This window comes from Allobosea thiooxidans (assembly GCF_900168195.1).
Taxonomy (GTDB): Bacteria; Pseudomonadota; Alphaproteobacteria; order Rhizobiales; family Beijerinckiaceae; genus Allobosea; species Allobosea thiooxidans.
On the sequence record NZ_FUYX01000002.1, the window covers coordinates 27,731 to 40,075 of the forward strand.

General features: G+C 65.1%; 9 protein-coding genes. 3 read left to right on the forward strand and 6 right to left on the reverse strand.

Annotation, left to right across the window (positions count from 1 at the left end; genetic code table 11):
- Positions 1–22 precede the first annotated feature (22 nt).
- The 4 genes from B5Y19_RS03260 to B5Y19_RS03275 all read right to left on the reverse strand — a co-directional run bounded on the left by B5Y19_RS03260 (position 23) and on the right by B5Y19_RS03275 (position 7,271).
- Positions 23–1,672 (reverse strand): bifunctional aspartate transaminase/aspartate 4-decarboxylase, encoded by a 1,650-nt coding sequence (locus B5Y19_RS03260; protein ID WP_055730998.1) that lies wholly within the window; start codon positions 1,670–1,672, stop codon positions 23–25.
- A gap of 49 nt (positions 1,673–1,721) precedes the next feature.
- On the reverse strand, positions 1,722–3,413 hold the full coding sequence (gene aspT / locus B5Y19_RS03265; RefSeq protein WP_055730997.1) for an aspartate-alanine antiporter: 1,692 nt from the start codon (positions 3,411–3,413) through the stop codon (positions 1,722–1,724).
- 40 nt (positions 3,414–3,453) lie between these two features.
- Positions 3,454–6,216: a decarboxylase gene (locus B5Y19_RS03270; protein WP_055730996.1), complete on the reverse strand. Its 2,763-nt coding sequence runs from the start codon at positions 6,214–6,216 to the stop codon at positions 3,454–3,456.
- A 392-nt stretch (positions 6,217–6,608) separates the two neighbouring features.
- Positions 6,609–7,271 carry a hypothetical protein gene (locus B5Y19_RS03275; RefSeq protein WP_055730995.1) on the reverse strand — a complete coding sequence of 221 codons (663 nt, stop codon included), beginning with the start codon at positions 7,269–7,271 and terminating at the stop codon, positions 6,609–6,611.
- 44 nt (positions 7,272–7,315) lie between these two features.
- Between B5Y19_RS03275 and B5Y19_RS26700 the strand changes: the two genes are divergently transcribed.
- Complete coding sequence (locus B5Y19_RS26700) at positions 7,316–7,936, forward strand: hypothetical protein (RefSeq protein WP_176168552.1); 621 nt, start codon at positions 7,316–7,318, stop codon at positions 7,934–7,936.
- Positions 7,937–7,940: 4 nt separating this feature from the next.
- On the opposite strand, the gene B5Y19_RS03285 is transcribed toward B5Y19_RS26700, so the two are convergent.
- A complete protein-coding gene (locus tag B5Y19_RS03285) occupies positions 7,941–8,828 on the reverse strand; it encodes a LysR family transcriptional regulator (RefSeq protein WP_055730993.1) in 888 nt (295 codons plus the stop codon).
- On the reverse strand, positions 8,825–9,700 hold the full coding sequence (locus B5Y19_RS03290; RefSeq protein ID WP_055730992.1) for a LysR family transcriptional regulator: 876 nt from the start codon (positions 9,698–9,700) through the stop codon (positions 8,825–8,827). Before B5Y19_RS03290 ends, B5Y19_RS03285 begins: the two co-directional genes overlap by 4 nt.
- A gap of 119 nt (positions 9,701–9,819) precedes the next feature.
- Between B5Y19_RS03290 and B5Y19_RS03295 the strand changes: the two genes are divergently transcribed.
- Complete coding sequence (locus B5Y19_RS03295) at positions 9,820–11,346, forward strand: ABC transporter substrate-binding protein (RefSeq protein WP_055730991.1); 1,527 nt, start codon at positions 9,820–9,822, stop codon at positions 11,344–11,346.
- Between the two features lie 61 nt (positions 11,347–11,407).
- Positions 11,408–12,343, forward strand: coding sequence for an ABC transporter permease (locus B5Y19_RS03300; protein WP_079591102.1), 936 nt, complete (start codon positions 11,408–11,410; stop codon positions 12,341–12,343).
- The last annotated feature ends 2 nt before the right edge of the window (positions 12,344–12,345 follow it).

The following is a 12,345-nucleotide window of genomic DNA, read 5'->3' on the forward strand; positions in this document are numbered from 1 at the left end:
TCGATCCGCCTCGGCAAGCCGCCTATTCCCCCGCCGCCGGTGCAGGCGTCTTCGTTCCGGCCTGCGACAGGGCGAGCTTGTAAGCCTCGAAGGCCTGGCGGTAGCCGCGCGCCACGGCGCGGGTCGCACGGCCGATCTGGCTATAGACCTCGTCGTCGAGATTGGCGAAGGAGACGCGCACGGACCAGTCCGGCGCATGGAAGCCGCCGCCGTTCAGCAGCACGATGCCGTGGTCCTCGGCCAGACGGAAGACGATGTCGAGCGGGTGGATGTGCTCCTTCATGTAGGCGACCACCTCGGGGCCGACATATTTGTTGGCCCAGAACTCGAAATCGACCAGGCCGTAATAGCGATCGTGCAGGACGTTCTCCGGCACCTCGATGCCGAGCCCTTCGATCATCCTCTGCGCCCTGTTATGGACGATCTCCATGCAGGTCTTCTGGTAGAGCTTGGCCTCGTCCATCATCTCGGAGAGCGAGAACAGCGACATCATCACCTGCTGGGGCAGCGACAGGCCGGCGGTGTGGTTGAGCGCGATGTCGCGGCTGTCGGCGACGATGCGATCGATCAGCTTCATTTCGCGCGGCTTCAGCGTCAGCGGGCCGTAGCGCGTGTCGAGCGTCGCCAGGATCTTGTCCGGGTGGTTCGCGATCGCCTTGTCGAAGATGTTCTCCCGATGGATCGCGATGACGCCGAGACGCCAGCCGGTGCAGCCGAAATACTTCGAGTAGGAATAGACGCCGATCGTGTTCTTGGGCAGTGCCCCGAGCAGGCCACGAAAGCCCTTCACGAAGGTCCCGTAGACGTCGTCGGTCAGCAGCAGGAGGTCGGGGCGCTTCGTCTGGACCAGCGTGACGATCTTGCCGATGGTTTCCTCGCTCAAGGCGACCGCGTAGGGGTTGCCGGGATTGACCACGAAGAAGGCCTTCACCTTCGGGTCCTCGAGCTTCTTCAGCTCCGCGTCGGTGAACTGGAAGCGGTTCTCCTGCGGAGCCGCGACGCTGATGACGTTGAGGCCGTAATCCTCGAGATGCGGCATCTCGAGATAGGGCGTGAAGATCGGGGTCGCGAGCGCAATCGTATCGCCGGGGTTCAGGAGGCGGTTGGCCTTCAGCGATTTGAAGATGTAGCACATCGCCGCGGTGCCGCCCTCGACGGCATAGAGGTCGAACTGCCCCGAAGGACGCGGCTCGCCGCACATCGCCCACATCAGATATTCGTGCACGATGCGCTCGTTGTGGACCAGCATGCGGTCCGGCACCGGATAGTTGTCGCCGATGATCGAATCGACCAGCTCATGGACGAAGGCATCGGGCTTGAAATCGAATTTCTTGACCGCGAAGGCGACCATCTCGCTGAGGAAGGTGGCGCCGGGTGAGTCCTTGTGCGTGGCCAGCCACTCCTCCAGCCGCCCGGCGATGCCGTCGGCCTTGGGCATGCCGCCGATGCCGGCGGGCTTGTTCATCACGCGGCGGCTCTCGGTGATCGCGAACTGACCGAGCAGGAAGAAGCCCTCCCGCGGCGTCGTCGCCACCCAGTTCGGATTGCCACGGCCGGCGTTGAGCAGCGCGATCGAGGAGGTCTGCGCCGTCAGCTTGGCGAGGCGGATGAGCTCGTCCTTGATCTCGAAGGGGCTGAGTTTCTCGAAGCTCCGCAGAGTGACAGGATCCATGGCAAACCCCCGGTGTGAGCTGGAATTCAAATGGGTTCGTCTCGTTCGGTCAGGTCATCAGGATGATGATCACCATGCCCCAGATGGTCAGAAGCGTGTTTCCGACGGCGTAGGTGACGGTGTAGCCGAGCGCCGGCACCTGGCTTCCGGCGGTCTCGCAGATCATCCCGAGCGCGGCCGTCGTGGTGCGGGCGCCGGCGCAGGCGCCCAGCAGGATCGCCGGATCGAAGCGGAAAACATATTTGCCGGCGAACATGGCCAGAATCAGCGGGATGGCTGTCGCCAGCGCGCCCCAGAGAAAGAGGCCGACGCCCTGCGTCTGCAGGCCCTTGACGAAGCCCGGCCCGGCCGAGATGCCGACCACGGCGATGAACATGTTGAGGCCGACCGAATTCATGAACCAGACGGTCGAGCTCGGGATGCGCCCGAAGGTCGGATGGACCGAGCGGAGCCAGCCGAAGACGAGGCCGGAGATCAATGCGCCGCCCGCGGTCGACAGCGTCAGCGGCACGCCTCCCACTTTGAACACGATGGCGCCAATAAGAGCGCCGAGGACGATTGCGCCGCAGATGAAGGCGACGTCGGCCACGTCGCTTGGCCGGTCGGCGTGACCGAGAGTCTTCGCGACAGCAGCGATGTCCTGGGTGCGGCCGACGACGGTCAGGATATCGCCGCGATGGATGATCGTGTCCGGCAGGATCGGGATGCTGACGGCGGTCGCGCCGCGGACGATCTTGCGCAGGAACACACCACGTGCCGTCGGCATGCGGGAGAGCTCGGTCAGCGTCTTGCCGTCGGCGTCCTTGCTGGTGACATAGATGTCGATACCCTCGGCCTTCAGATCGAGCAGCTCGGCATCCTCGACCTCCTCGGCATTCTGGCCGATCAGGTTGACCAGCGTCTCGCGCGGGCCGGCGAGGGCGATGACGTCACCCTCGCGCAGGACCGTATCCGCGGTGGCATCCTCGATGACGCCGTCGCGGCGGAAGCGTTCGACGAAGACGCGCGCGTCCGGCACCAGGGCTTCGGCTTCGGCCGCCCGCATGCCCGCAACCTTGGCGCCCTCGCGCAGGCGGAAGGCGCGAAGCTCGAAGCGCCGCCAGACCGAGCCTGGCCCACCGATCTCCTTGCCGCCACCGAGTCTCGCCTCATAGTCCTTGCAGGCCTTGGCGAGATCGATGCCGAGCAGCTTCGGGCCGAGCTGCGCGAGAATGACGGCCGAGCCGACGGTGCCGAAGATGTAGGTCACCGCATAGGCGACCGGCATCGCATCGAGATAGTCCTTGGTCTGTTCGGGTGATAACCCGAGGCGATTGATGGCGTCGGTCGCAAGACCCATCGAGGCGGAAATCGTCTGGGATCCCGCATAGAGGCCGGCGGCATAGCCCGGATGATAGCCTGCCATCTTGGCGATCACGACCGCCGCGCCGAGGCAGAAGACGCAGACCAGCGCGGCGAACAGCGCCTGCGGCGCCCCATCCTTGGCGATGCCGCGAACGAATTGTGGCCCGACGCCGTAGCCCACGGCGAACAGGAAGAGCAGGAAGAAGGTCGACTTCACATTGGAGGAGATCGTGATGCCGAGCTGGCCGATGATGACGGCTGCAATCAGCGTCGAGGTCACCGCGCCGAGGCTGAAGCCCTTGTAGGAGAAGGCACCGACATAATAGCCGATGGCGAGCGACAGGAAGAGCGCAATCTCGGGATAGCTGCGCAAGGTACTGACGAACCAGTCGAACATTCAGACCCCCTGTCGCTAAAGTTCAGGTTCTGCTTTTCCGCTATGCTGCCCGCGCTCTCTTCCGGCCGTTTTCGACGCTTCGGCCCTTCTTTTCGGCGAGAGCGTCCGGCTTCAGCAATTTGAGGCCCCTGGCCTTCTCGTATCCGTGGATTTCCTTCACATCGAGCTTGCGCATGAAGGTGATCGTCTCGTGCGTCACCACCTGGCCCGGCACCAGGATCGGGAAACCGGGCGGATAGGGGATGACGAAGTTGGCCGAGATCAGCGCCGGGCCCTTGTCGATGCGGCGGTCGCATTCGGGGCTGTCGATCGGAAGATATTCGCACTTTTCCTCCGCATAGGCGGAGAAGAACGCAGTGCGGATGTCGCCTTCCGGCGTCGTGTCGCCGGCGTCGGTGCGGAACGCCTCGTGGAATCGGCTGAAATTCGGCAGGTCCGGCACGTCGTTCATCAGGCTGTGCACGCGGGCGGCGAAGGCCTTTCGCTCAGCCTCGCCGCCCTGCTTCAGGCGGGCCTCGATCTCGTTGCTGATCTTGAGCAGGACGCTGATCAGGAGCGCGACATCGCTGCGGGTGTTGTTGATGTTCGACTGCAGCAGGACCGAGTTTCGCGAGGTCTTGTTGACCTGGATGTTGTACTGGGATGCAAGCAGGCCCTTGAAGCCCGTGCCGTCGAAACCTGCCGTGCCGCAGACCAGGGTCATGCGGGTCGGGTCGAGGCAGAACTCGTCCTCCCGCATGCTGCGCAGTTGGTCGTCCCAGCGCGTTCCCGGTGCGAGGAAATCGACGAAGCCGCTCATGCGATACTGCTTCGGCACCATGCCGTCGGCGCCGACGATCGAGAAGTATTTCGAGATCAGCGGATGGCTTGCGACTTCGCGCCGGATGTCGAGGGCGACCTCGATGGCGTTCATCACCAGCCCGTAGCCTTCGAGCTCCATCTGCCGGCGCGCGACGTCCAGGCTGGCGATGAGCTGCTGGTTGGGGCTGGTCGAGGCGTGGGTGAACACCGCCTCGTGGAATTGCGCCTCGACCTTGTGGAAATCGACGTCCCTGACCAGGACCATCGAACCCTGCCGGATCGCCGACATCGACTTGTGCGTCGAGTTGGTCTGGTAGACTCGCAGCCGCACGGCACGCGGATCAGGCACGAGGCGCGTGTCGAGCAGCTTGTCGATGGAGGGGTTGGCGCCGAGCTCCTTGCGCTGCCGCTCGTATTGGGTGACCGCGTCGGGATCCTGCGTCCAGGCCTCGATATCGGCGGCGGCGCCCATCGCCGTCCGCGGCCGCAGGAAGGGCGACCAGCGGGCGAAGCCGAACCAGGCCTCGTCCCACAGGAAGATCAGGTCCGGCTTGATGGCGAGGCATTCCTCCATCACGCGGCGGGTGTTGTAGATGTGGCCGTCGAAGGTGCAGTTGGTCAGGTCGACCATCTTGACCCGGTCGAGCCGGCCTTCCGCCTGCAGGTCGAGCAGCGCCTTCTTGATCGTGCGCAGCGGCACCGCGCCATACATCGAGAATTCCGTCATCGGGAAGGCTTCGACGTAGAAGGGCTGCGCGCCGCTCAGCACCAGGCCGTAATGGTGCGATTTGTGGCAGTTGCGGTCGAGAATGACGATGTCGCCGGGCGCGATCAGGGCCTGCAACACCATCTTGTTCGAGGTGCTGGTGCCGTTGGTGACGAAGAAGACGTGATCGGCGCCGAAGGCGCGCGCCGCCATCTCCTGGGCGCGCTTTATGGTGCCGGTCGGCTCCAGAAGGCTGTCGAGACCGCCTGTCGTGGCGCTGCTCTCCGCGAGGAAGAGGTTGATGCCGTAGAACTGCCCCATGTCGCGGATCCAGGGCGACCGGAACACCGATTTGCCGCGCGCGATCGGCAGCGCATGGAAGGTGCCGATCGGCCTTTGCGCATAGAGCTTGAGGTTGTCGAAGAAGGGGGTGTCGAAGCGCGCCTTGATGCCCTCCAGCACCGAGAGATGCAGCTCCAGCGGCTCCTCGATCTGGTACATCACGCGCCGGATCATCGAGGCTCGCGGATCGCCGGCGAGCTTTTCGACACGCCGGTCCGACAGCAGATAGATGTCGAGCTCCGGCCGGATCGCCTTCAATCCGGCGGCCAGCTTCAGCGCCAGATCAGCCTCGTCCGCCTTGTCGAGGAGGGGTTGCTGGGCCGCGAGCACGGCGCGCAGCACGGGGGCGTCGTGGCGGGAGCGCAGCGCGAAGCCTTCATAGATGGCGACGGCGGCGATGTCCGGGTTGAGCACGGCCGCGCAGATCGCATCTTCGAGGCTGCCCGCCAGCACGGCCTCGTAGATGAAAGCATCCTCGAGCCGCCGCAGCCGGCGAAACTCCGCGACCATGTGCGGCCAGCGGCCTGCCGGGGCCGGCGTCACCACCAGCATCTCGAAATAGGGGCGATATGCCTGGCCCTCGCCCAGCGAGGACGGGAGCATGTCGGTCGGATCGGAGAGCGCTAGGTCGACCGCCTGCCATTCCTTGGGGTCATGCTTGTAGTTGCTTGTGATGGCCGCCAGCGAAATCCGCTTGGCCAGCGCGAGGAAGCCGTTCGCATCCTCGCTTTGCATCCGCTCGCGCAAGGCCGCGAGGAGTTCCGGTCCCGGAAAGGCATGGAACTCCTCGATCGCGCCGAGCTCGGCGAGCGCAGCCTCCACCGCGCCGCGCGCGGCATCGCCCTTGGCCCATGAGCGCGCCAGCGCGTGAAGATCGCGCCAGCGGTCAGTGCGGCCGGAGGGCGCCGAGAAGAAGTGATCGATTGACCGTGATTCCTGTGCGCTGGAGGCCATCTCGATTCCTTCCCCGCCGGTGAGGTCGATCGGTCATGCCCGCCGCTGCGCGGACGCGCTGCGCAGCACATTGCGGCCAAGCTCAGCACAACGTGGGACGGAAGCGTATTGTCCTTGGGGACAGGTTCTTGTTGCATTGGATTTGCCGGCATCGGTGCGCAATCGCTGATGCGATTTGCACTTCAGCATGATTGCGCCAGAGGTCGTGATCGCAGCAGGCCGCTGCGGCGTCCCGATTTGTCGAATTCTCGCAACAAGCTTGGCGTGGAGGTCAGGTCATCGGCAATGTCGTTCTGGGAACGACGATCGTGCCGTCGGTGTCGTCGAGTGGAACCGACCTGCGTGGGGCAATCGCCTGCAATTTTTCGCGGTCGGCGATCTTTGATTGATCGTCACGAAGCTTTGGCTTGGCTGCCGTATTCGCGGATGAGGATATCGATGCTGACGACTAGGACCCAGATCGGGAAGATCAGGAATGTCCAATCCATGAAATGGCTCCCGAGGATGATCAGTGCAGCCGCGGCATATCCGACGAATGCGGTCCAGCGCGCGGTGATCCCTGTGCGCAGAACAATCGTCGAGGCGGTCAGGAGAAAGACCCCGGCCATCTTCAGCGCATAGATGCTGGTGAGGTGGTAGGCGAAGGACCTCGCCAAGATGAAGGTGACGGAGCCGGAGAGTTCCCGCGGCAAGGCCGCATGCGTGATCAGGATCGCGCCGATGGCGGAAGCCGAAGTGAAAAGCAAGCCGACAAAGAGAAGGCCACTGCCCAGGAAGACGGTGGCGAAGAGCTTGTGCTCCTGCGTGCCCATTCTGTCGCGCAGCACGCCCATGAACCAGAGAAAGGCGATGCCCGCGAAGGGGATCAGGTTCAGGGCCAGGGCGACCTTCCAGGACTGAGCACCTAGCCAATCCCCAGGGTCGGTTGGATCCAGGCGCAAGGTCTGCAGAACGAGAAGGACGGAGGTCAGCAGCAGGACGGAGAACAGAATGCCAGCCACCGCAGCGGCTCTCGGAGTCTTCAGCCCATGAGGCGTGCGGTGCGCAGGCTGCATGTGCGCTTCCTCTCGATCGAACGACGCGCCGCATCATACTACCGGTGCTGCTCGATGCCTGCTCCCTGCGATTGCGTGGCATTGAGGGCCATGCGGAATTCCCAAGCTCGACGGCACCGCCGGTTGAGGACATCGATCATCCAGCAAAAGACTGGGCGACCGAAGCCTTTCGAACTGACGGATCCGACCAGGGAGGCGCTTATGGCTTGGCTAAGGTGGCGACCGGAACGACCCGGAGATCGGCTCTTTCCGAGCCGCAGCCGGCCGCTTTAGGGCAAAGCGCCAAATTCCGCTTATGGCGCAGGTTTGACCTCTGCGTCCGCCGGTCCTTGTTCTTATTCCAGCCCCTATCAATCCGCGTTGCGCGGATTGAGCACATCCCGCAGCCGATCTCCGATGAGGTTGATGGCTACGACAATGCCCAGCAGCGCGATGCCTGGATACTCACCGACGCAGGATTCATCCACGCCAATCTGCCGACCGCGCCGAAATACGAGGTCGATCAGATTTCCTGTGCGGCGGCATTGGCCGCGGCCGGGCTCGGCATAATCGCGCTGCCGACGATGACCTTCGCCATGTTCAATGCCGATGAACTGACCGTGGTCCCGCTGGTCGCTCCGCTCGTGGCGCAGCGCGCGCCCCGCCGCAGGCTGGCGTGGTGGTAGCCCGCTAAGCGGCTTTCTCGCTGCCTAACAGGATCTCGACGAAGCATGCTGCCAGGCGTGTCAAAGGCCGGCTTCGCACTGTCATCAGGCATATGGTGATCGGCAGTTCCGGCGTCACATCCAGCCTGACCAGCCCCTCGAAGCGCTGGGCTTGAGTCAGCAGGCTGTCGATCAGGATGACGTCGCCCTGGCGCGCCAGCAGATGGGCGGCGGAAATGCTGTAGGGCACGGTCATGAAGGGGGCATAGTCGATGCCGGACTGCTCATGGGCGCGCGCGATCAGCCATCCCAGCGGCGACTTCTCGCGATCGAAGCAGATCAGCCGCCGGTCCCTGAGCTCGGGCAAGCTGACCCGGCCGCGCCGCGCCAGCGGATCGTCCTCGCGAACGAGGGCGATGATCGAGGCTTGAGCGAAGGGTGTCAGGGCGATGTCGTCGGTGACACGGGGCGAGAACATCACGCCGAGATCGGCCGCGCCCTTCGAAAGCTCCGTCGGCGCGTCGCCCATGATCAGCTCGATGCGGGCCTGCGGATAGTCCGTCACCAGCCGCCGGATCGCCTGCGCGATCAACCCCTGGCCGATGCTGGGCGTCGACGCGATCCGCAGCGGCAGGGCGCGCCCGGAGCGCAGGTCGCCGACGGCGCCGCGCAAGGCGCGCCATTCGTCCTCGACATGGCCCAGCGCCGACATCAGGCCATGGGCCTCGGGACGCAGGACGAGGCGACCATCGCTGCGGTCGAAAACCGGGACGCCGAGCGCCAGCTCGCTGCGGGCGATGATCTTGCTGACGGCCGATTGCGTCAGGTGAAGCTGCCGGGCGGCCTCGACGGTGGTGCCGCATCGGTCGACGGCGCGCAGCACCGTCGCGTGGGATGGCGTCAGTGCCTTCATGCGCCATTTCCCACGAGATGCTCCAGCAGGACGCAGGCGGCATGGTCGAGCGGGGCGCCGTCGCGGTGATGCGCGAAGGCCGTGACGAGGGGGCTCTCGTCGAGCGGGCGCACCGCCAGCCCCTGCGTCAGGCCGCTGCTGATGACGAAGCCGTCGACGACCGCGATGCCGACGCCCTCGCGCGCCAGATGGCAGGCGCTGTCCGTATGGCGGACGGTGATCGCGATCCGGTCCGACAGGCCGATCCGGCCCAGCGCATCCTGAAAGCTGTCGGCCCGGCTGATGCCATCGGGGCCGTAGCTGATCAGGCGCTTGCCTGCGAGGGTGTCACGCGACAGCCTGTCATAGGCGGCGAGCGGATGCGCCTCGTCGAGCACGCAGACGAGCGGACTGCTGCGCAATACGATATCCCGCAACCCCTCCGTTACCATCGGGCCGTAGGAGATCGCGAGATCGACTTCGTTGGCGTTGAGGTGATCGCGGACATGGTCGAACATCACTTCGACGGCGGCCCGATCAGCCAGGTCGCGGCGCGCGCCGGCGATGGCAGGAGGCAGGATGCTGTGCGCCAAGCCTGGCACGGTCGCGATCCGCAGTCGATCGGCCATGCCGACACGGATCATGTCGGCTTCATGGTGCGCACGACGTAAAGCGTTGAAGGCAGGCCGGGCGAGCCGGTTCAGCTCCAGGGCCTCGGGTGTCGGAGTCAGCCGGCCCTGGACGATCGCGACGAGGCTGAGGTCGAGTTCCTTTTCCGCCAGGCGCAACGACTTGATCACGGCCGACTGGCTGACGCCGAGCCCTTGCGCCGCTTCCCCAGTGCCGCCGAGGCGCACGAAGGCGTCGATCACCTGCAGCGCCCCCAGCCTCATCTATCTATTCCACTTGGTCGATAATCTTGCCGAATGTTTCATTTGCGAGACTAGGCAGCCCCGTGGAAGGTTGCAAGCCGCCGCCGCCAAGGCAGAGCGGCCAAGATCAGGGGATATCCATGACTACATTCCGCTCCATGGTGTCGGCTGCCGCGCTTGCGCTCTCCATTCTCGGCCCCGCGCTGACCATCGCTCCCTCCAGCGCCTTTGCGCAGGGCGTTCTCAAGCTGGCGCAGACGCAGGATCTCGTCTCGCTCGATCCGATCGCGACCAGCGACAACCCGTCGATCCATGCGCAACTGCTGATCTACGACACCCTGCTGCGCCCGAGCACGGACGCCAGCAAGCTGGAGCCCGGCCTCGCCGAAAGCTGGACCGTGAGCGATGACGGCCTGACCTACAGCTTCAAGCTCAGGGCGGCGAAGTTCTCGGATGGCACGCCCGTCACCGCCGCCGACGTCGCCTTCTCGCTGAAGCGCGCCGGCAGCGACGCCTCGAGCTGGAAGCGCTTCTTCTCCGGCATCGACGCCATCGAGACGCCGGACGAGCGCACCGTCGTGCTCAAGCTCAAGACCGTGTTCACGCCGCTGCTGAACAATCTCGCCCTGTTCTCCTCGGCGATCCTGCCGCAGAAGGCCTTCGAGGCTGCGCCCGAAAAGTTCTTCGAGAAGCCGATCGGCTCCGGCCCCTTCACCGTGGCGGCTTGGAACAAGGGCCAGGCGCTCTCGCTGAAGAAGAACGCGCATTACTGGCAGGCCGGCAAGCCGAGCCTCGACGGCGCCGAGATCATGGTCCTGCCGGAAGGCAACAGCCGCGTGCTGAAGCTGCAGGCCGGGGAGATCGACGCCGCGCTCGAGATCCCGCTCAACCAGATGCAGAGCCTCGGCCGTGCCGGCACCGTCAAGACAGCGGTCGCCAACGTGCTGCGCACTGATTTCGTGCTGCTGAACACCAAGAAGAAGCCCTTCGACGATGTCCGCGTCCGCCAGGCCCTGAACTACGCCATCGACAAGGAAGGCCTGGTCAAGGCCCTGCTCTACGGTGCCGGCAAGGTGGCGAACTCGCCGATGCCGCTGATGGCCTATGCCGATCCCGATCTGAAGCCCTATGCGCATGACATCGCCAAGGCCAAGGCCCTACTCAAGGAAGCCGGCTATGGCGACGGCTTCAAGACCTCGCTGCTGGTGCATTCGGGCCGGCCGCTGCACCGCCAGGTCGGCCAGGCATTGCAGAGCGCGCTCGCGCAGATCGGCGTCACCGCCGAGATCCGCCTCGTCGAGGGCGGCACGCATTGGTCGACCACCAAGGCCGGCGACTACGAGATGGCCGTCTCATACGCCTCCAGCGACACGATCGACCCTGACCAGATGGCCGGCTTCCTGATCGTCAATCCGGAGCGCGCCAACGCCTACCACACCGAGTGGAAGAACGAGCGCGTCAACGAGCTCTACGCGAAGGAGCGCGCCACCAAGGACGGGCCGGAGCGCGGCGCGATGTTCAGGGAGATGGTCAAGCTCTCGCATGAGGGCGCGCCGTCGATCTTCCTGTTCTATCCCGGCACGCCCTACGCCTATCGCAGCAATGTCGCCGGCTTCGAGGTGCTGCCGACCGGCAATTTCCGCCTCGAAGACGTCAAGATGAAGTGAGGACGGGGCATCAAGTGAGGACGGGGCGGCCTGCGGCCGCCCCGCTCCCAGGCCCGCTGCCATGCTGACCTATATCCTCAAGCGGTTCGTCCAGCTCGTCCCGGTGCTGTTCGGCATCACGCTGGCCTGCTTCTTCCTGCTCAGGGCGTTGCCGGGCGATCCGGCGACGCTGCTGCTCGGCGCGCGCGGCGGGGCGGAAGAGATCGCGGCGATGAAGCAGCGGCTCGGGCTCGACCTGCCGCTGTGGCGGCAATACCTGCTCTTCCTCCACGATATCCTGTCCGGCAGCCTCGGCCGCTCGGTCGTCTATGGCCAGCCGGTGATCTCGCTGGTGCTGGAACGCCTGCCGGCGACGCTCTGGCTCGTCGCCTACTCGACCGTGATCGCGGTCGTGATGACGATCCCGCTGGCGCTGTGGTCGGCGGTCAAGCGCGACCGGGCGCCGGACATCCTGGTCAAGCTCGTCTTCACGGTGCTGCTCGCGATCCCGTCCTTCTGGCTCGGGCTCGTGCTGGTCGTCATCCTCGCGATCTGGGTCCCGTTATTTCCGACCTCGGGCTACGGCGCCGGCCTCTTCTCGCGCCTGCATCACCTGACGCTGCCGGCCTTCGTGATCGCGCTGGCGACGGCCTCGCTGACGATCCGCAGCCTGCGCAGCGGCATCCTCAACGTGCTCGGCTCGGACTATGTCACCACCGCCCGCGCCAAAGGCAATGCAACCGGGCGCACCATGCGCGTCCACGTGCTGCCGAACGCGTTGATCAGCTCGATCTCGGTGCTTGGCGCCCATACCAGCTGGGTGATCGGCGGGACGGTGGTGATCGAGACCGTCTTCGCGCTGCCGGGCCTGGGCTCGCTCTTCGTCGAGTCGATCTTCGCCCGCGACTACCCGATGATCCAGGGGCTGACGATCGTCTTCGCCGTGCTGGTCGTCCTGATCAATCTCGCGACGGACATCGCCTATGCGCTGGCCGATCCGCGCATCAGGCTGGATTGACC

Bases quoted from the DNA above. Each gene is read 5' to 3' on its own strand.
- B5Y19_RS03260 (WP_055730998.1), bottom strand. From the start codon at position 1,672: ATGGATCCTGTCACTCTGCGGAGCTTCGAGAAACTCAGCCCCTTCGAG.
- aspT (WP_055730997.1), bottom strand. From the start codon at position 3,413: ATGTTCGACTGGTTCGTCAGTACCTTGCGCAGCTATCCCGAGATTGCG.
- B5Y19_RS03270 (WP_055730996.1), bottom strand. From the start codon at position 6,216: ATGGCCTCCAGCGCACAGGAATCACGGTCAATCGATCACTTCTTCTCG.
- B5Y19_RS03275 (WP_055730995.1), bottom strand. From the start codon at position 7,271: ATGCAGCCTGCGCACCGCACGCCTCATGGGCTGAAGACTCCGAGAGCC.
- B5Y19_RS03285 (WP_055730993.1), bottom strand. From the start codon at position 8,828: ATGAAGGCACTGACGCCATCCCACGCGACGGTGCTGCGCGCCGTCGAC.
- B5Y19_RS03290 (WP_055730992.1), bottom strand. From the start codon at position 9,700: ATGAGGCTGGGGGCGCTGCAGGTGATCGACGCCTTCGTGCGCCTCGGC.
- B5Y19_RS03295 (WP_055730991.1), top strand. From the start codon at position 9,820: ATGACTACATTCCGCTCCATGGTGTCGGCTGCCGCGCTTGCGCTCTCC.
- B5Y19_RS03300 (WP_079591102.1), top strand. From the start codon at position 11,408: ATGCTGACCTATATCCTCAAGCGGTTCGTCCAGCTCGTCCCGGTGCTG.